14 protein-coding genes are annotated in these 19,403 nt (G+C 54.4%); 1 reads left to right on the plus strand and 13 read right to left on the minus strand.

The window, feature by feature from the left end; all coding sequences use genetic code 11:
* Positions 1-171: 171 nt before the first annotated feature.
* Positions 172-1,521 (minus strand): MDR family MFS transporter, encoded by a 1,350-nt coding sequence (locus tag NST29_RS11300; protein ID WP_033023183.1) that lies wholly within the window; start codon positions 1,519-1,521, stop codon positions 172-174.
* 193 nt (positions 1,522-1,714) lie between these two features.
* Between NST29_RS11300 and NST29_RS11305 the strand changes: the two genes are divergently transcribed.
* On the plus strand, positions 1,715-3,235 hold the full coding sequence (locus NST29_RS11305) for a BCCT family transporter (RefSeq protein WP_033023181.1): 1,521 nt from the start codon (positions 1,715-1,717) through the stop codon (positions 3,233-3,235).
* A 367-nt stretch (positions 3,236-3,602) separates the two neighbouring features.
* Here the strand turns inward: NST29_RS11305 and NST29_RS11310 are convergent, their stop codons facing one another.
* From NST29_RS11310 to rny, 12 genes are all read right to left on the minus strand, one after another.
* On the minus strand, positions 3,603-4,622 hold the full coding sequence (locus tag NST29_RS11310; RefSeq protein WP_033023180.1) for a C40 family peptidase: 1,020 nt from the start codon (positions 4,620-4,622) through the stop codon (positions 3,603-3,605).
* A gap of 285 nt (positions 4,623-4,907) precedes the next feature.
* Complete coding sequence (gene mutL / locus NST29_RS11315; protein ID WP_033023179.1) at positions 4,908-6,857, minus strand: DNA mismatch repair endonuclease MutL; 1,950 nt, start codon at positions 6,855-6,857, stop codon at positions 4,908-4,910.
* Between the two features lie 13 nt (positions 6,858-6,870).
* Positions 6,871-9,558 carry a DNA mismatch repair protein MutS gene (gene mutS, locus NST29_RS11320; RefSeq protein ID WP_033023168.1) on the minus strand — a complete coding sequence of 896 codons (2,688 nt, stop codon included), beginning with the start codon at positions 9,556-9,558 and terminating at the stop codon, positions 6,871-6,873.
* A 95-nt stretch (positions 9,559-9,653) separates the two neighbouring features.
* Positions 9,654-10,202, minus strand: a complete 549-nt coding sequence (locus NST29_RS11325; protein ID WP_033023165.1) for an outer spore coat protein CotE — start codon at positions 10,200-10,202, stop codon at positions 9,654-9,656.
* Between the two features lie 282 nt (positions 10,203-10,484).
* Complete coding sequence (locus tag NST29_RS11330) at positions 10,485-10,916, minus strand: RicAFT regulatory complex protein RicA family protein (RefSeq protein WP_033023162.1); 432 nt, start codon at positions 10,914-10,916, stop codon at positions 10,485-10,487.
* Positions 10,894-12,489 carry a tRNA (N6-isopentenyl adenosine(37)-C2)-methylthiotransferase MiaB gene (gene miaB, locus NST29_RS11335; RefSeq protein WP_033023160.1) on the minus strand — a complete coding sequence of 532 codons (1,596 nt, stop codon included), beginning with the start codon at positions 12,487-12,489 and terminating at the stop codon, positions 10,894-10,896. The genes NST29_RS11330 and miaB overlap by 23 nt, the downstream gene beginning before the upstream one ends.
* Positions 12,490-12,682: 193 nt before the next feature.
* A complete protein-coding gene (locus NST29_RS11340; RefSeq protein ID WP_033023159.1) occupies positions 12,683-13,549 on the minus strand; it encodes a 2-oxoacid:ferredoxin oxidoreductase subunit beta in 867 nt (288 codons plus the stop codon).
* The gene (locus NST29_RS11345) at positions 13,516-15,288 is read right to left on the minus strand and encodes a 2-oxoacid:acceptor oxidoreductase subunit alpha (RefSeq protein ID WP_033023157.1); all 1,773 of its coding nucleotides are present in this window, start codon (positions 15,286-15,288) and stop codon (positions 13,516-13,518) included. Before NST29_RS11345 ends, NST29_RS11340 begins: the two co-directional genes overlap by 34 nt.
* Before the next feature lie 158 nt (positions 15,289-15,446).
* Entirely contained in the window at positions 15,447-16,370 is a 924-nt protein-coding gene (locus tag NST29_RS11350) for a dipeptidase (RefSeq protein ID WP_033023156.1), read from the minus strand.
* 91 nt (positions 16,371-16,461) lie between these two features.
* On the minus strand, positions 16,462-16,722 hold the full coding sequence (spoVS, locus tag NST29_RS11355) for a stage V sporulation protein SpoVS (RefSeq protein WP_003251598.1): 261 nt from the start codon (positions 16,720-16,722) through the stop codon (positions 16,462-16,464).
* Between the two features lie 130 nt (positions 16,723-16,852).
* A complete protein-coding gene (locus tag NST29_RS11360) occupies positions 16,853-17,647 on the minus strand; it encodes a TIGR00282 family metallophosphoesterase (protein WP_033023154.1) in 795 nt (264 codons plus the stop codon).
* Between the two features lie 98 nt (positions 17,648-17,745).
* A complete protein-coding gene (gene rny, locus NST29_RS11365) occupies positions 17,746-19,302 on the minus strand; it encodes a ribonuclease Y (RefSeq protein WP_033023152.1) in 1,557 nt (518 codons plus the stop codon).
* Positions 19,303-19,403 lie beyond the last annotated feature (101 nt).

A 19,403-nucleotide genomic window follows, 5' to 3' on the forward strand; every position in this document is an offset into this window, starting at 1 on the left:
GTGTTATCCGTTGCGCTTGCGCTGCCCGTTCGTACACCGGAAGGCGACCGCCGCTCCCTTTTGGCTGTCGCCGGCTGTAATCCTTTTTCCCGGGCTTAACCGCCTACGCTGTCCATTCCGGCTCGTTCGGCCGGGTTGGCTGTCGATCGCGGCGGAGGACACCTTAACCGCCTACACCGTCCCTTCCGGCTTCCGTGTGTTGCCGCCCGCCTCAGCTTGATCGCGGATCAAAAACGACGTCGCAAGAGCAACGATGCTGCCGATGAAACCAAACAAAAACAGGTGGTGAATGCCGGTTATAAAGGTCGGGGCCTGCGCCAAAAGCGCCCCCATGACCGTGACGCCGATCGCCGTGCCGATATTGCGGCAAAACATAAAAAACGACGTCGCAATTCCTTTTTCATGAGCGTCAGCCAGCTGCTGTGAACCGATGATCCCAACGGTCGACGTCAAGCCGAACGACAGTCCTTGCAAAAACATGATGAAAAAGACGTACCAAAACCCGTGGCTTTCGTTCAGCAAGGCAAGCAAAAGGCCGGAAACGACAAGCAGCACGTTGCCGATGATCAGAAGCAAGCGGTAGCCATAGCGCAAAATCCACTTCCCCGCCGGCACGGCAGCGATCATCCAGCCGACCGACGAGCCAAGCAGCGCCACGCCGCTCATAAACACAGACAAGTGGGCGACATTTTGCAAAAACAGCGGAATGTAGCTTGACGTCCCAAACAAAGCGACACAGCTGACAAAGCCGTTAATGTTCATCCATTTCAGCGTCCGATGATGGACAAGCGACAGCGGCACGAGCGGAGATGGCTGCCGTTTTTCAAAATAATAAAAGGCGACAAGCAACAGCGCCCCAGCCGCACCGTACCACCATTGCCCTCGTTCAACGACCGTCACAAGCAAAAGCAAGCTGATCGCCGCCGCAAACAGCGCCGCGCCCATATAGTCGACCGCCGCCCGCTTCGGTTCATACACTTCTTGATACGGAAGCAAGGTCAAAAGCGAGAGCAAGCAAATCGGGATGTTGACGTAAAAGATCCAGCGCCATGTCGCATACTCGACAAACAACGAGCCGAGCAGCGGGGCGAGCACCGCCGAAATTCCCCACATGGCCGTAAAAAACGCTTGGATTTTTCCGCGCTTTTCCACTGGAAACAAATCGCCGGCGATAATCGCGGGAAACGGCATCATAAACCCGGCCCCCACCCCTTGCAAGGCGCGGAACACCACCAGCTGCACCATGCTTTGTGACAAGCCGCAAAGAAGCGAGCCGATGAAAAAGAACATAATGCCAAAGCTGAATACTTTTTTGCGGCCAAACAAGTCCGAGAGGCGGCCAGCGATCGGCGACAAGACCGTCGTCGTAATCATGTACGATGCGAACGCCCACGCGTACAAAGAAAATCCGCCGAGTTCGTTCGCGATGATCGGCATTGTCGTATTCATGATGGTCGTATCCATCGACGCGACGAGCATCGCCAAGACGATGCTGACCATGACCGATAAGCGGCTGTTCATGCGAAGGACCTCCTTTTTCAGTAAACTACGAACAGTTTATTTTACATGATAAAAAATGAGAGCACCAAATGATATGCATTGAACATTTGAATCATTTGTGTTGGTTGTCGAATTTTGCTACCCTATAAATGGAAATCCCCAAAACCGCTAACGTGACTCCCATCATATCATTGCACCAGTAAGGAGGAGAGAAATGAAAAAAACAACGATTGTCTTTTCGATCTCGATTGTGATTGCCATTGCGTTTACTATTTGGGGGATGATTCCGGAATCTTTATGGCCGCGCTACAATTTAAACGCGGTCAGCAGCGCGGTGCACACGTTTCTAATCGATAAATTCAGCTGGTTTTATTTGCTCAGCGCTTCCTTGTTTTTAGCGTTTTGTTTATTTCTCATTTTTTCTCGCTACGGAAATATTCGTCTTGGCCGCGACGAAGAAAAACCGGAATACAGCTATATGACATGGTTTGCCATGCTGTTTAGCGCCGGAATGGGAATCGGGTTAGTGTTTTGGGGAGTGGCCGAACCGGTGTCCCACTATTACACGCCGCCAACCGGGGAAGGGGCGACAACGGAAGCGGCCCGTCTGGCGATGCGCTACTCGTTTTTCCATTGGGGGTTACATCCATGGGCAATCTACGGCGTCTTGGCCTTAGCGCTCGCTTACTTCCAGTTTCGCAAACGAGACGCCGGCGTTGTTAGCCGCACACTGCGCCCGCTGTTTGGCACACGCATAGAAGGCGGCCTCGGGGTAGCCATTGATACGTTGGCCGTCTACGCAACCGTGTTTGGCATCGCCACTTCGCTAGGTCTGGGAGCCATTCAAATTAGCGGGGGATTGCATCAGCTGTTTCCCCGCATTCCAAACAGCTTTTCGACCCAGCTGCTCATCATTGTCGTTGTCACCGCCCTATTTATGCTTTCGGCGCAAACCGGCCTTAACAAAGGCATAAAATGGCTGAGTAACTTAAATATCGCGCTCGCGTTGCTGCTCATGGTTTTCATGCTGTTTGCCGGGCCGACGAATTTTATTATGGATGTGTTCACAACAACAATCGGGACGTACTTACAAAACCTCCCGTCGATGAGTTTTCGGCTGAACCCGTTTGAACAAAATGATTGGCCGAAAGTGTGGACCATTTTTTATTGGGCGTGGTGGATCGCGTGGGCGCCGTTTGTCGGGACGTTCATCGCTCGCATTTCCCGCGGGCGCACGATCCGTGAATTTATGATCGGTGTCTTGGCGGTTCCAACGATTTTCAGTGCCCTTTGGTTTTCTGTTTTCGGCGGCTCGGCTCTTTACCTCGAGCAGTTCCAGCATGCGGGCATTGGCAAAGTGATGAATGAAAAAGGGATCGAAACTGCCTTGTTTTTTACATTCGAACATTTCCCGCTCGCTACATTGCTTTCGGGCATCGCCATTTTGCTCATTTGCACGTTTTTTGTCACATCGGCCGACTCGGCAACGTTTGTGCTTGGCATGCAGACGACCAATGGCAGCTTAAACCCCCCAAACTCGGTCAAATTCGTTTGGGGCATTGTCCAATCAGCGATAGCGGCCATCCTTCTGTTCGTCGGCGGACTTGAATCGCTGCAGACAGCATCCATTATCGCCGCGTTTCCATTTGCGATCATTATGATTTTGATCGTTCTGGCCCTTATCCGTTCCTTCCAGCAAGAAACGGCGCGAAAAACGCAAAAACCTATCGAATAATGACTAACGGTGTCCCGCTTTTAAGGACACCTTTTCTTATTTATAGACCTAATGATTGTCAAACGCTATCATTCACACCGTCCTCCTAATAGACAGCGACAGCAAAGGTCATAGACCGAAAGCATAAGAAAAGGCCGCCCGCCAAAGCCACAAAGCGCTTTATGCGAGCAGCCTTCCACCGCCTTCGGTGATATGTTTAGGAGGCCGGTGATTTAGTGCAAAATACTACTGCTTCCACCTATTTCTCAATTAGAGAAACCTCGTAGAAACAGCCTTCTTTTCTGAATGAAAATGCGATGATTGATGTGTGACAGCGTTTTTTCACCAGCCTTTTAGGCGACAGGTCAAACGCCCCTTCTCTATTCCATTAGTTAAGCACCCGAACCGCTTTGACAAACCGCGTTTTCCAATAAGAAGACGTCAGCGATGAATACGTGACCCCCAGCGAAACAGTCGCGTTGATCATTTGCCCGTTGCCGGCGTAAATGCCAACGTGGTTGATCGTGCCGTTTGAATCGGTGTCAAAAAAGACGAGATCGCCTTTTTGCAACTGGCTAAACGACACCGTTCTTCCGGCTTGCGCTTGAGCGGATGACGAGCGCGGCAGCGAAATGCCCGCCTCGCTAAAGACGCGCATCGTAAACGACGAGCAGTCAAACACATCGGTGCGCGACGGGTTCGCCCCGTACAAATATCTCGCTCCTAAATATTTTTCGCCGATTTCGATGATTTGGTCAGCCAGTGAAACGGACGATTCAGCCGAAACCGGTTTGACGGCCGATACGTTTTGTTCGGCGCGGACAGCCGTCATCCCCCCGGCCACTTTTATGGCTTGGCCGACACGAATCACGTGCGGGTTCGTAATTTGCGGGTTCAGCGCCAACAAGCGGTCCACGGTCGTTTGAAACTGGTTGGCAATCCCCGACAATGTATCCCCTTTTTGAACGATGTATTGGCCGTTCACAGCCGCGGCCGCCGGCTTGACAGTGTATGTATTTGCGCTTGCCCGCCCTGCTACTTGCAGCGCTTGTCCGGCGCGGATAAAATTCGGATCGGCAATGCTTGGATTCAGCTGGAGCAACACCTCCACGGTCGTGCCAAATTTTTGGGCAATGCCGCTTAACGTGTCGCCGGACTGAACGGTGTATGTATTGGTAACAGCTTGTTCGCTCCCGCTTTGTTCATCGATTTGCAACACTTGGCCTGGAAAAATGAAATCGGACGGTAACTGGTTTTGCTGCTTTAACCGCTCAACGGTCGTATCATAGTGCCTCGCAATCTCCCAAAGCGTGTCGCCTTTTTGCACCGTATAGCTGGCCGCAAAAGCAGAATGGCCGGCCAGCAGCGAACCGATCAACGTGCTTGTCCACACAAACGTCTTTTTCACGCTGCATCCCCCTAGCTGTCTATATTCTGATCCGTTTTTGACAACATTCGCTATGACTCTACAAAATTCGGCATGTATTCCTGCACATGAGCCATTATAGTAAAATCCAAACAACTCGTCTGTAACAAAACGAAGAAAAGTAGATTACAAAACGATTACAAAAAGGGCTAGCCCAAAAGGTTGTCTGCCTTCAAGATCGGCACAACCGATCGTGCGGCAGAAGCAGTCAGCACGTATATCGAGCAACGAAAGAGGGTGTCCCGATCCTTTTGGGACACCCTCCATTTACATTACCCGTTTAAATAACTTTTCAATTTCATAAGTTGAAAAATGGACGATGATCGGCCGGCCGTGCGGACAGGTGAACGGGTCGGTCGTCTTCCGCAGCGCCTCGAGCAACGCAAAGATTTCATCGTCGCGCAAATGACGGTTGGCTTTAATCGCCTGCTTGCAACTCATCATAATGGCGGCTTGCTCGCGCAGCTTCTTGATATCGACCGTTTTGGTTGCCAGCGCGTCCGCGATCATTTCCTCGATGATTTCTTTTTCTTTCCCTTTCGGAAACCATACGGGATGGGAGCGAACAACAAACGCCCGCGGACCGAACGGCTCAAGAAACACGCCGCAGCGGGCGAGTTCGTCGCGGCAGGCGACGAGGCGCTCGTATTCATCGGCCGGATATTCCAATGTCAGCGGGACGAGCAGCTCTTGCACCTCGTTAGACACTTGAGCCAGTTTTTCGCGGAAATATTCGTAATAGATCCGTTCTTGGGCTGCGTGTTGATCGATCATATACAGCCCTTGTTCATTTTCGGCCAAGATGTACGTTCCGTGCAGCTGGCCGATCGGATAAAGCGGGGGAAGGCGATCAGTTTGCTTTGTCTCCGTTTGTCCGTCAGCAGGCAGCGGCGGCGCCTCTGGTTTGTCCCCGCCATCCGCATGCGGTCGAGCAACGGGCGAAGCAGAGGCAGCGTCTTCCTTTTCTCCGTTTCCAACGTCAGCGGATGGCGACGGGGAAAACGGCCGCCCAGCAGACGGGGGCATCGTTCCCGTCTGTCCGCTTTCCCCACCGATGCGCGCGTTCGCCTCCTCGTTGTCAAGCCCCGGCATCGTCCCTGCCCGTTCGCGGTTCTCCCTCTGGCTGTCCGACTCCGCGGGCGGTTCATGAACATGATGGGCGAACGTAAACGAAGCTTGCTCCGTTTTCGGTTTGACCGTCTTGTTGGCCGCTGATACGGGCGGAATGAGTGTTCGCCGCCGGAACGCCTCGCGGATGGCAGATGCAACGAGCTCTTGCAGCTCCGCTTCTTTGCTGAAGCGGACTTCCAGTTTGGCCGGATGGACGTTGACATCTACGAGCACCGGATCCATTTCGATGGCGAGAACTACGATCGGATAGCGGCCGATCGGCAAAAGGGTATGGTAGCCGGCTTCAATCGCCTTCACCAGCGGCGCGCTGCGCACGTAGCGTCCGTTGACAACGAGCGACATGGCATGGCGCGAGGCGCGCGTCACCTCAGGCGGCGACAGGTAGCCGCGGACGAGAAAATCAAGCGACTCCGCTTCCATCGGAATCATCTGTTTCGCCGTCTCGGCACCGTAAATGGCAGCGAGCACGTGCCGGACATCGCCGCTGCCGTTCGTCAGAAGGAGCGTTTTGCCGTGATGGCGAAGCCGGAACGACACGTCGGGATGGGCGAGCGCAAGCCGTTGAACGACATCGACGGCATGGCCGAGCTCGGTGTGAATCGTTTTCATATATTTCAAGCGCGCCGGCGTATTGAAAAATAAGTTCGATACGGTCAAATCGGTCCCTTTGCGCGCTGCCGCCCGCTCGCGCGACAACAACCGGCCGCCTTGAAGCACCAGCTTCGTGCCCGGGCCGCTTCCCGTGCTTGTCACCAGCTCGACTTCCGATACCGCGGCGATGCTCGGCAGCGCCTCGCCGCGAAAACCGAGCGTGCGGATGCGAAACAAATCATGCTCATCTTCAATTTTGCTGGTCGCATGCCGCTCAAAAGCAAGAAGGCTATCGTCTTCCTCCATTCCGTCGCCGTTGTCGATGACGCGAATTTTCGTCATCCCGGCCTCTTCCAATTCAATTTCAATCGCTGTGCTATGGGCGTCAATGGCGTTTTCAACGAGCTCTTTGACGACCGAAGCCGGCCGCTCAACCACTTCGCCGGCGGCGATTTTATTCGCCAGCAAATCATCGAGTTTGCGGATGCGTCCCATCGCTTCTCCCCCCTTACTTCAGGAGCTTTTGCAGCTCATACAGCTTGTTCAGCGCCTCCAGCGGGGTCATCTCGAGCAAATGGAGGTCTTTCAGCGCCGCGAGCACCTTTTTTTCTTTTTGGGAAAGGGAGGTTTCCACAGGCGCGGGGGCAAGATCGGGAAACATGGTGAGCTGCTCGACCACCGTTTCTCGCTCCCGCTCTTTTCTTTCGCCCGCCGCCCGGCTCGGCGGCCGTCCGCCCGCTTGTCCTCCTGTTTTGGCAGGCGCGTCCTCTTCATCGGCCTGCGGACTGCGCACAGACGATTCCGCCGCTTCCCGCTTCGGTGTGGATTGTTCCCATTCGGCCAAAAGACAGCGGGCCCGCTCAATGAGCGAAGAGGGCAGCCCAGCCAGTTCGGCGACATGGATGCCGTAGCTCTTGTCGGCGGCACCAGCGGCGATTTGATGGAGGAAAACGACCTTTCCATTTTCTTCAACCGCACGGGCATGGACGTTCACAAGCCGAGGCAGCGTCTCTTCCAGTGCGGTCAGCTCATGATAATGCGTGCTAAACAGCGTTTTCGCACCGATTCGGTCGTGAATATATTCAATGATCGCCTGAGCGAGCGCCATGCCGTCGTACGTCGATGTGCCGCGTCCGATCTCATCGAATAAAATGAGACTGTTTTGCGTCGCATGGACGATGGCGTGGCGCGCCTCAAGCATTTCCACCATAAACGTGCTCTGCCCGGCCGCTAAATCATCGGCCGCCCCGATGCGGGTGAACACTTGGTCAAAGATCGGCAACACCGCCCGTTCCGCCGGAACGAAGCAGCCGATTTGCGCCATGATGGCGGTGAGCGCCACTTGCCGCATGTACGTGCTTTTCCCGGCCATGTTCGGCCCGGTGATGAGCAGCATTTCCCGCTCGCGGTCCATATAGCAGTCATTCGGCACATACGTTTGCGTGCCGAGCACTTTTTCGACAACCGGATGGCGCCCCCCTTGAATGGCCAAGACGCGCTCCGTGGAAAATTGCGGGCGCACGTAGCGGCGCTCGTCGCTCACCGCGGCGAACGATTGCAGCACATCGAGCTCGGCAATGGCTTTCGCCAGCGTCTGCAGGCGCGGGATGTATTGCTTCGCTTGCTCGCGAATGGCGACAAACAGCTCATATTCGAGCTCGATGCTTTTTTCCTCGGCCTCTAAAATCAGCGCTTCTTTTTCTTTTAACTCGGGAGTGATAAAACGTTCCGCGTTGGCGAGCGTCTGCTTCCGCTCATAGCGCCCCTCTGGCACGAGCGGAAGGTTCGGCTTTGTCACCTCAATGTAATAGCCAAACACGCGGTTGTAGCCCACTTTCAGCGACTTGATGCCGGTCGCTTCCCGCTCCTTCGCCTCCAGTTCGGCGATCCACGCCTTGCCGTTGCGGCTCGCGTCACGATAGCGATCAAGGCGTTGGTCATATCCGTCTTTGATGATATTCCCTTCCTTGACGGAAAGCGGCGGCTGTTCTTGAATCGAACGCTCGAGCAACTCGACGAGCTCTTCGCACGGGTCGAGCCGCTCGGCGAGCCGCCCGGCTTCCGAAAGCGGCAGCGCGCCGACCGTCCGGCGGAGCGCCGGCACTTCAAGGAGCGATTTTTTCAACTGTACGAGGTCGCGGGCGTTGGCGTTCCCGTAAGAAATGCGGCCGGCCAAGCGTTCGATGTCGTAGACGCTGCGAAGTCCGCTGCGCAGCTCTTGACGTTCGAAATACGCTGCTTTCAATGTTTCGACGAAATCGAGGCGCCGTTCGATCTCCTCGCGGTTCACAAGCGGGCGGTCGAGCCATTGTTTCAGCAGACGGCCGCCCATCGCCGTCACCGTTTCATCCAACAGCCATAACAGCGAGCCTTTCCGCCCTTTCAAGCGGACGGTTTCGACCAGTTCCAAATGCTGTTTCGAATGCCGGTCCATTTTCATATACTGGTCGACTTGATACAGTTCGGCCGGCTGCAAATGATCAAGCCGGCGCTTCTGCGTGCGGACAAGATAATGAAGCAGACGGGCAAGCGTTGAACGGAGCTTTTCTTGCCCGACGTGCCCGGCGACGCGATCCCACTCGTCCCGCCACGCCGCTTCATCTTCATAAGAAACGGTCGCTGCGAACCGTTCTTTCAACTCGCGCACCCATCCGTCATCGCTGTCTGACGAAACGACGAGCTCCCGCGCCCGAATAGCATGGAGCTCATTGGCCGTCTCCTCCCAAGACGACAGCAGCGTCAGCCGCACTTCCCCGGTCGACAAATCCGCGTAAGCCAATCCGTATGTACCATCCGCAAACGGCGTAAGCGCCGCCAAGTAGCAGTTTTCCTTGTCGGAAAGCCCCTTTCCTTCCATGAGCGTACCCGGGGTGATGAGCTGCACCACTTCGCGGCGCACAACCCCTTTGGCCGCTTTCGGATCTTCGACTTGCTCGCAAATCGCGACTTTGTATCCCTTTTCGATCAGCTGTTCAATGTATCCTTGCGCCGAATGGTACGGCACCCCGCACATCGGCACCCGTTCATCGCCGCCTGCGTCGCGGCTCGTTAATGTGATTTCCAGCTCCTGCGCCGCCTTGATGGCGTCGTCAAAAAACAGTTCGTAAAAGTCGCCAAGCCGAAAGAACAAAAACGCGTCCGGATATTGTGCTTTAATATGCAAATATTGCTGGATCATCGGTGTATACGACGGCATTGCTTCTCCCAACCTTTTTTGCCCGAAGGCTCATTGATTGCGCTACTATTATAACAAGCGGCAAAAGAAAAAACTAGGAAAGAAATTTCCTAGTTTTACTCTTCCTCACCAAGCAGCAGTTCAGGGCTTAAATCTTCCAATTCCTCGTCAAGGTCATCATCGTCGCAGAAATCATCGTCTTGGCCGCAGCCTTCTGGGTTGATGGCAACGCATACTTTCGTTTCGCCGATCACTTCGGCGACGAACTCCCGCTCGACATCGACGACGATTTTGTTGCCGTTCGGCGAAATCGTGCATTCGAGGCAGTTCGGCTGCTGGATGACGCGGACGATAATATCGGTGTCGTCGCTAATTAAATGGTCTTTATCACGGTATTTTAACTTGACCACATCAGTGTACGAGACCGTTTCCGTAACGACTTCCGTTTTCGTATTGTTGTTGTACGAATACCAGACGTTAATGTCGTAGTGGCCGTGAATTTCGACGGTTTTATCGCATTTTTTCGCTTCATAGCGGTGGTTGATGATCCAGCAGCCAAGAATGCTTGACGGGCGGTTCGGCGCCGTCACCGTATGGGTCGATTGCGTAAACTTGCGCCCTTTGCCGACAACGGCTTTTGTAATAATTTCCCTGTATTCAGACATCGAACGGAACCCTCCTCAAATGAATCTTCATTTCATCCTATGCGCCATCTCCGCTAATGTGCACAGCAAATGAATCATTATTCCGTATAGTTCATTGTATGCGCCCGCTCCGTTCGATGTGCCTTCTTTTTTGCCGCTGGCGGCGGAAGCGCCGACCCAATCCTTTCGGTTAGCGCTAGGAGGCCGGAGAAGATCGATGTTCCTTTTTCCATCGGCCGATGAAAAAAAAGCGCCCCCGCTTAAGGGACGCTTTTGACCCGTCTCTTCCGCTCCGCCAGCGTTTTAATGGCAGCCGCCGGGCTTGCTGTGACGAAGCGCGGCACCCGTTTCACCACGCAGCACGTCACCGCCGGTCGAAGCGAGAATTTCGTCGGTGACCGTATTGGAAATCGTCGAGGCGACGAGCTGAAGCAAATCGTTCACATCGGCTTGCGATTGCTGGAATTCGCTGACGATCGGGATTTGCGACAACTGTTCGTAAATGGCGTCAATTTGCTGCTCGACTTTTTTCAACGCCTCGCGTTTGCCGTAATGCTGGAGGTTGACCGCCTGCTTTTGCAGCGATTTCAACTCGTTGATCAGCGCGCGCACTTTTTCGTTTTGATGGATTTTTTCTTCGGCCCGTTTGAAAAAGTCGACTTCTTCCGTTTCGGCGATCATTTTGGCGAGCTGCTTCGCCTGCGCCAATACATCATCCCGCGTATACTTTGCCATCCTTTTTCACCTCCATCGCTTCGTTCACCAGCTCGCCTGTCAGCGTCCACGTCTTCGCCTGCGTAATGCGCACGTTGACCAATCGGCCGATGAGCGATTTCGGGCCGACGAAGTGGACGAGCTTGTTTTTGCGCGTATAACCCGCCAATACATCCGGGTTCGTTTTGCTTTCGCCTTCTACGAGCACTTCGACGACTTGCCCTTCGTATTGCTTCATTTTCTTGGCTGCGATTTCTTGTACAAGGTCGTTCAGCCGCTTGAGCCGCTCTTTTTTCACTTTCATCGGCACGTTGTCTTTCATGTTCGCCGCCGGCGTGCCTTCGCGCGGCGAGTAAATGAACGTGTACGCCGAGTCAAACTCGACTTCACGGTAAAGCGACAGCGTTTCTTCAAACTGCTCGTCTGTCTCGTTCGGGAAGCCGACGATAATATCGGTCGTCAACGCGACATCCGGAATGGCGGCTTTGATTTTGCGGACGAGCTCCAAATATTCCTCGCGCGTATACTTGCGACCCATCATTTTCAAAATTTCCGTGCTGCCTGATTGCACTGGCAGATGAATATGCTCAACCAAGTTGCCGCGTTTGGCGAGCACTTCGATGAGCCGGTCGTCAAAGTCGCGCGGATGGCTCGTCGTGAAACGAATGCGTGCAATATCGATTTTGCGCAGTTCATCCATTAAATCGCCAAGGCCGTACTGGATGTCGGTGAAATCTTTCCCGTAAGCGTTGACGTTTTGCCCGAGCAGCGTAATTTCTTTGTAGCCTTGGGCGGCGAGCTGGCGCACTTCTTGGATGATGTCTTCCGGGCGGCGGCTCCGCTCTTTGCCGCGCGTATACGGGACGATGCAGTACGTGCAAAACTTGTCGCAGCCGTACATGATGTTGACCCACGCTTTAATGTTTCCTTTGCGCGCTTTCGGCAAGTTTTCGACGACGTCCCCTTCTTTTGACCATACTTCGACGACCATTTCTTTCGACATGTACGCCTCATGCAAAATGTACGGCAAGCGATGGATGTTGTGCGTGCCGAAAATCATGTCGACGTATTGGTATTGCTTTAAAATTTTGTTGACGACCGCTTCTTCTTGCGACATACAGCCGCACACGCCAAGCAATAAGTCCGGGTTCGTCGTTTTAAGCGGCTTTAAGTAGCCGAGCTCGCCGAACACTTTGTTTTCCGCGTTTTCGCGGATCGCACACGTGTTGAGCAAAATGACGTTTGCGTCTTCCGGCCGGTCGGTCGGCTCATAGCCGAGCGCCATGAAAATGCCGGCCATCACTTCCGTGTCATGCTCGTTCATCTGGCAGCCGTACGTGCGGATGTAAAATTTCCGCCCGCGCCCCATGCCGCGGAATTCATCGGGAATCGCAAAGTCTTTCACATATTGCACTTCTTCCTTGCCGCGTTTTTTCGCTTCTTTTAAATTCGGCGGGAGAAAGACGCTCGAGAAGTATTTCTCATAGTCTTTCGACGTTTTCGCTTTCAGCCGGTCCAAGGCGGATTTTCTGTCCGCTGGATGGCTTTCCGTTTTGATTTGTCCCGTTTGCTCCAAACGTTGTTTTTCGTTCATCGCAATCGCGATCTCCTTTCTGTCCAACATCATTGCATGATTCTCGCAAAATTCTTCCAAACTACACATTATCATAGTATATCGTCAACTGCCAAGAAACACAACGGGAATTGTTCCGGAAGCCCGGAACATATCATGATAACAAAAAACCCCCGATGGGACAAGCCCTACGGGGTGTCAGTTGTTTCCTTTTTTACATAAATTCCGATACAAGCTGTTCGAACTGTTCTTTGTCTAGTTTCAAGTCCGCCTCAGCAAGCGGCGCTGCGCTGTAGCCCGGCACAAGCTCTTGATACGACTTTTGCTCTTCGTTTTGATAAATCACTCCGGTGACGAGCCCATCGTATTTCATGACCGTCTGCATCGCCATCTCGCGATTGGCCGGGTCGTACCCTTCGATGTCGCTCACCTTGACGAGCCGTTCTTTGAACCATTCGTACGTGTTCACTTTGTTGTATGTGACGCACGGGCTGAAGACGTTGATGAACGCAAATCCTTTATGCTTGACGCCTTCTTCGATCAAGCTTGTCAGCTCTTTCAAGTCGCTTGAGAACCCTTGCGCGACAAACGTCGCTCCGGCGCTTAACGCGATCTCGAGCGGCGACAGCGCCGGCTCGATCGATCCGTGCGGCGTGCTTTTCGTTTGAAAGCCGGCAGCGCTGCGCGGCGAAGTTTGTCCTTTCGTCAGCCCGTAAATTTGGTTGTCCATGACGATGTATGTGATGTCGATGTTGCGGCGAATGGCGTGAACCGTGTGCCCCATGCCGATCGCAAACCCATCGCCGTCGCCGCCGGCGGCGATGACGGTCAAATCGCGATTGGCCATTTTCACTCCTTGGGCGAGCGGCAACACGCGGCCGTGCGTGCCGTGGAAACCGTAGGAGTGAATGTACCCAGAAATGCGGCCCGAACAGCCAATCCCGGAGATGACGGCAAGCTCATGCGGTTCGAGCCCAAGATTGGCGGCCGCCCGTTGGATGGCCGCTTGCACGGAAAAGTCGCCGCAGCCGGGACACCAGTTTGGCTTCACATCATTGCGGAAATCTTTAAAGGTGGCCATTGCATGAACAACTCCTTGCATTTAGTATAGACATCGCCCGGCAGGAACGGATTGCCGTCGAATTTCAAGACGCTGGCGATTTTATCGGCATGCCCGACGTTCATTTTCAACAAGCTCGCCAATTGCCCGGTCGCGTTTTGCTCGATGACGACGACTCGCTTGGCTTTTTCGACAAGCGGGCGCATGTCATCCGCCGGGAACGGGTGAAGGAGGCGGATATGGGCATGGTTGACGTTGACGCCGTCTTGTTCGAGCCGCTCCATCGCTTCTTCAATCGCGCCTCGCGTTGACAAGAAGCCGACAAGCAGCAAATCCGGCTCCTCATGGCGGAGCTGTTTATGCACCGGTGTCGGAAAATGGAGATGCGCGAGCTTGCGCAGCCGCTTTTCCATTTGCGCTTGGCGGTTCGCGGCTGTTTCCGACGGCCGTCCTGTCTCCGCGTGCTCCACCCCGGTGACGTGGTGGATGCCGTTTTTCGTCCCCGGCAGCACGCGCGGCGAAATGCCGTCCGGCGTCAGTTCATACCGTTTGAAATTGTCCTTGCCGGAAAGCGGCGGCAATTCCCCGGTGACAAGCTTGCCGCGGCGAATTTCAACGCGGTCGTAATCGAGCGGTTCGACCGTTTGTTTGCCAAGCGACAGCTGCAAATCCGACAAGAAGATGACCGGGCATTGGTATTCCTCAGCTAAGTTGAACGCTTCCGCCATGTCGTAAAACGCTTCTTCGACCGTGCTTGGCGCCATGACGATTTTCGGGATTTCCCCGTGCGTTCCGTAAATCATCGCCAGCAAGTCCGACTGTTCTTGCTTCGTCGGCAAGCCCGTGCTCGGACCGCCCCGCTGGGTATCGACAACCACAAGCGGCGTTTCCGTCATCCCGGCCAGTCCGATCGCTTCGGCCATCAGCGACAACCCCGGTCCGGCGGAAGCGGTAAACGCCCGCACGCCCGCGTAATTGGCACCGATCGCCATCGTGCAAGCAGCGATTTCGTCTTCTGTCTGAATGACCGTCCCCCCGAAACGAGGCAATGCTTTGATTAAATATTCCATGATTTCGGAAGCTGGGGTGATCGGGTACGCGGCCATCAAACGGGCGCCGCCGGCAAGGGCCCCCAAGGCGATCGCGTCATTGCCGATCATAAACAGTCGCTGTTTTCCATCAGCTTGAGCGAGTTTCATCGGCTCGCCGCGGCCGTCCAGCTGCTTTTCCATATACCGCGCCCCAGCGCGAATCGCTTCCATGTTTTTGGCGACCACTTGCGCCCCTTTGCGGGCAAACGTGTCCGCCACCACGCTTTCGAACACGGCGGCGTCTAAACCGAGCACAGCGCTCGTCGCGCCGATGGCGACCATGTTTTTCATCAGCGGGTTGCCAAGTTCCGTCGCGATGTCAGTGAACGGAACGGCGTAAAGCGCCACTCCCGTCCCTTCTGGAATCGCCGGATCGAATTTGGCGTCGGCGATGACGATGCCGCCGCTATGAAGCTCGTGAAAATTGAAATCAATCGTCTCTTGGTCGAACGCCACGAGGATGTCCAAATCGTCCGCGACCGCCCGCACCGGCTTCGTGCTGACGCGGATTTTGTTGTTCGTATGCCCCCCCTTAATGCGCGAAGAAAAATGACGGTACCCGTATAAATAGTACCCGAGGCGGTTCAAGGCTGTGGAAAAAATTTCCCCGGTGCTCTCAATCCCTTCCCCTTGTTGGCCGCCCACCTTCCATGACAACTGTTCGATCATGCGTTACACCCCTTTATGTTCGCTCCAACCTTCACTGCTATTGTACCACTTTTCTGACAAGCCAACCACTCCCTTCCCTCTTGAAAACGAGCGGCCGGCGCGGTCAATGATTTCCCTTTCATTTTAGGATACGCCAAGCCGCTGTTCAATGACATTCATCACTCCGGCAAATGTGCATAAAAATTGTCGAACAAAAACCGTTTCACTTGATCGGCGGAATAATGCCGATGCAGCTCGTCAACAAGCCGGGCGTAGTCTCTCACCGAGGCAAGACCGGCGACCGTCTGCGTGATGCCGTCAAAATCGGAGCCAAAGCCAACATGGCGCTCTCCCCCGAGCGCACAAATATGATCGAGATGGCGAAGCACATCGGCCACCGTCGCCCCTCGTTTATCATCGGTCAAAAAATACGGCACAAAGGTAATGCCGATGATTCCGTCTTTTTCGATCAGCGCGCCAATCTGCTCATCGGTCAAGTTGCGCCGATGCGGACAAAGGCGATGCGCGTTTGAATGAGAGGCGATCGGAAAGCAGGCCGCCTCGATGACATCCCAAAACGCTCGCTCCGACAAGTGCGACACATCGACCCACCGTTTCGTTTCATTGAGCAGCTCGATGACTTGCCGGCCAAACGCGGTCAGCCCGGCGCCGCGCGTTTCCCACGCCCCGTCGGCGACGGCGTTCGGAAAGTTCCACGTCAAGCCGACAGACGCAACACCGAGACGAAGAAGCGTTTTCAGTTTGATAAGGTTTGAGCCGATAGCATCGCAGCCTTCGAGCGTCAGCATCGCGCCGATCTCCCCCTCTTTGAGAGAGGCAATGTCCCGCTTCGTGCGCACCACCTTCATCGCTGGAAAGGCATCGATGAGGCGGGTGAAAAAAAGATCGGCCATCTCAAGCGCCGCCGTGAACCGGGCCTCTTCCGGCACCGTTTCCGGTATGTAGATGGCAAAGCATTGCACCTTCACCCCGGCTTCCGCCATTCCCGAAAACGTCACATGAAGCGATCGTCCGTCACGGAACGATAAGGACCGATCTTGCCACAGTTTCATGAGCGCATCGCAATGGGCGTCAAAAATCATGTATACTCCCCCTTAAAAAGCAAAATAACCTGCCTGCCTTCAAGGTGGAAGGCGCCAACAGGTTATATTTTACCATTCGCCAATCATCGAGTTAACGAGGTTCAACGATCAATTTGATCGCGGTCCGCTCTTCGCCATCGATAATAATATCGGTAAACGCCGGAATGCAGATCAAGTCCATGCCGCTCGGTGCCACAAACCCTCGTGCGATCGCTACTGCCTTAACGGCTTGATTCAACGCGCCGGCGCCGATCGCCTGAATCTCCGCCGCGCCGCGCTCGCGCAGCACACCAGCCAAGGCGCCGGCTACAGAGTTCGGATTCGATTTGGCTGACACTTTTAATATTTCCATCCCTAGTTCCTCCCTCGTCCCCTTGGAAAAATGATTTCGTGAAAAGGTCTTCATTAGTAACTATATTCACGGTTTCAACAACTATTCCTGCTAGGGAGGGACACATTTTTTAAAATTTTCAAAAGATGAGCTATTCAAAATAAGGATGATCGTCATTAATGATCAGCCGCTCGATTTGAAGCGCCCGCCCGCTTTTGGCGTCCACATCGACAAGCACGGCGTTCAGCTGGCTTCTTCCTTCCTTAACGCCAAAACGGACCGGCAAGCCGGTTAAAAATTTGCGCAACACCGCGTCGCGATCGACGCCTAAAATGCCGTCGTACGGCCCGGTCATACCGACATCGGTAATATACGCCGTCCCTTTTGGCAAAATGCGGTTATCAGCCGTCTGAACGTGCGTGTGCGTGCCGATGACGGCGGACACGCGGCCGTCCAAATACCAGCCCATCGCCTGTTTTTCGCTCGTCGCTTCGGCGTGAAAATCAACGATGATGACAGACGTGCGCGCGGAAGCAACGGCAATTAGCTCGTCCGCCTTTTGAAACGGGCAGTCAATCGCCGGCAAAAACGCCCGCCCTTGCAAATTGATGATCGCCGCTTCCCCTTGTTCCGTCGCCACATAGACGATCCCCGTCCCCGGCGTGCCGGACGGGTAGTTCGCTGGGCGAATGAGCGCCTTCGCCTGATCGATAAACTCAAAAATCTCGCGCTGGTCCCACGCATGGTTTCCTAAGGTGATGGCATGAGCGCCGCAGGCAAGCAACGATCGGTAAATCGATTCGGTGATCCCTTTTCCGCCGGCCGCGTTTTCACCGTTGATGATGACGACATCGGGACGGTATTTTTCCTTCAGCTTCGGCACATAGTGCTCGACCATTTTTTGTCCCGGCGCGCCGACCACATCACCAATAAATAATATTCTCATCCCAGATCCCTTTCTACCTCAACACGATCACCGTCAGCGATCGCCGTTTATGTTTATTGTACGGGCAAAAAAAGAAAGTGGCAACAGCCTGCCACTTTTTACTTCGCGTACTCTACCGCCCGCGTTTCGCGGATGACCGTGACTTTAATATGGCCCGGATAATCGAGCTCTTCCTCGATCCGTTTGCGGATATCGCGCGCCAACCGATGCGCTTCCAAGTCGTCGATCATATCCGGTTTGACCATGATCCGCACTTCGCGGCCCGCTTGGATGGCGTATGATTTTTCCACGCCTTCGTAAGACTCGGCAATTTCTTCCAGCTTCTCTAAGCGGCGAATGTAGTTTTCCAGCGTTTCGCTGCGCGCTCCCGGCCGCGCTGCCGACAGCGCATCGGCTGCGGCAACGAGCACGGCGATGACCGACGTCGGTTCGGTGTCGCCGTGGTGCGAAGCGATGCTGTTGATGACGACCGGATGCTCTTTATATTTTGTCGCCAGCTCGACGCCGATTTCCACATGGCTTCCTTCCACTTCATGGTCAATCGCCTTGCCGATATCATGAAGCAAGCCGGCCCGGCGCGCCAGCATTTCGTCCTCTCCGAGCTCAGCCGCCATCAACCCGGCTAAAAACGCCACTTCAACCGAGTGTTTCAAAACGTTTTGCCCGTAGCTCGTCCGGAATTTGAGCCGTCCCAAAATCTTAATCAAATCCGGATGCAGCCCATGAACCCCGACTTCAAACGTCGTTTGTTCGCCGACTTCGCGAATATGTTCGTCCACTTCGCGGCGCGCCTTTTCGACCATCTCTTCGATGCGGGCCGGATGAATGCGGCCGTCTTGGACGAGCTTATCCAAGGCGATGCGCGCCGTTTCGCGGCGAATTGGGTCAAATCCCGACAAAATAACGGCCTCCGGCGTATCGTCGATGATCAAATCGATGCCGGTCAGCGTCTCGAGCGTACGAATGTTCCGCCCTTCGCGCCCGATAATGCGCCCTTTCATTTCATCGTTAGGCAAATTGACGACCGAAACCGTCGTTTCGGCGACATGGTCAGCGGCGCAGCGCTGAATGGCGAGCGACAAAATCGCCTTAGCTCGCTTATCCGCTTCCTCTTTCGCCCGCGTTTCCGCCTCTTTGATCATCATGGCGACTTCATGCGACAGCTCTTTTTCGACACGCTCTAAAACAAGCTGGCGCGCGTCGTCGCGTGTCAATCCGGAAATACGTTCCAGTTCGGCTTGTTGCTGTTGGACGAGCATTTCCACTTTGCTTTCCATTTGTTCAATATGCTGTTGCCTTTCGTTTAGCGCTTCTTCCTTCGCTTCGAGCAGCGCCTCGCGCTTATTGAGCGCTTCGTCTTTGCGGTCGAGATTTTCCTCTTTTTGCATGAGACGGTTTTCTTGTTTTTGAAGCTCGCTTCTCCGGTCGCGGATGTCGCGCTCCGCTTCCGTGCGCAGTTTATGAATCTCATCTTTGGCTTCAAGAAGCGCTTCTTTTTTCAAGGCGTCCGCCTCGCGTTTCGCCTCCTCGATCAGCTGCTCGGCAGCTGCTTTCGCCCCGCCAATTTTCGCTTCGGCAATCGATTTGCGAACAAAAAAGCCAACAACGGCACCAATGACTAAGGCAAGCAAAGCGGAGATGATGATTGGACCCATCGTTTCACCTCCTCTTGCTGTTCAATGTTCCCCTGCATTTTTCGCGCGCCGCCATCGTTGGCGCGGATGGATGTTCCCATTTTCAACGTATTGGCTCGACC

Origin of the sequence: Geobacillus sp. FSL W8-0026, assembly GCF_037966255.1 — a bacterium.
Classification (GTDB): domain Bacteria; phylum Bacillota; class Bacilli; order Bacillales; family Anoxybacillaceae; genus Geobacillus; species Geobacillus icigianus.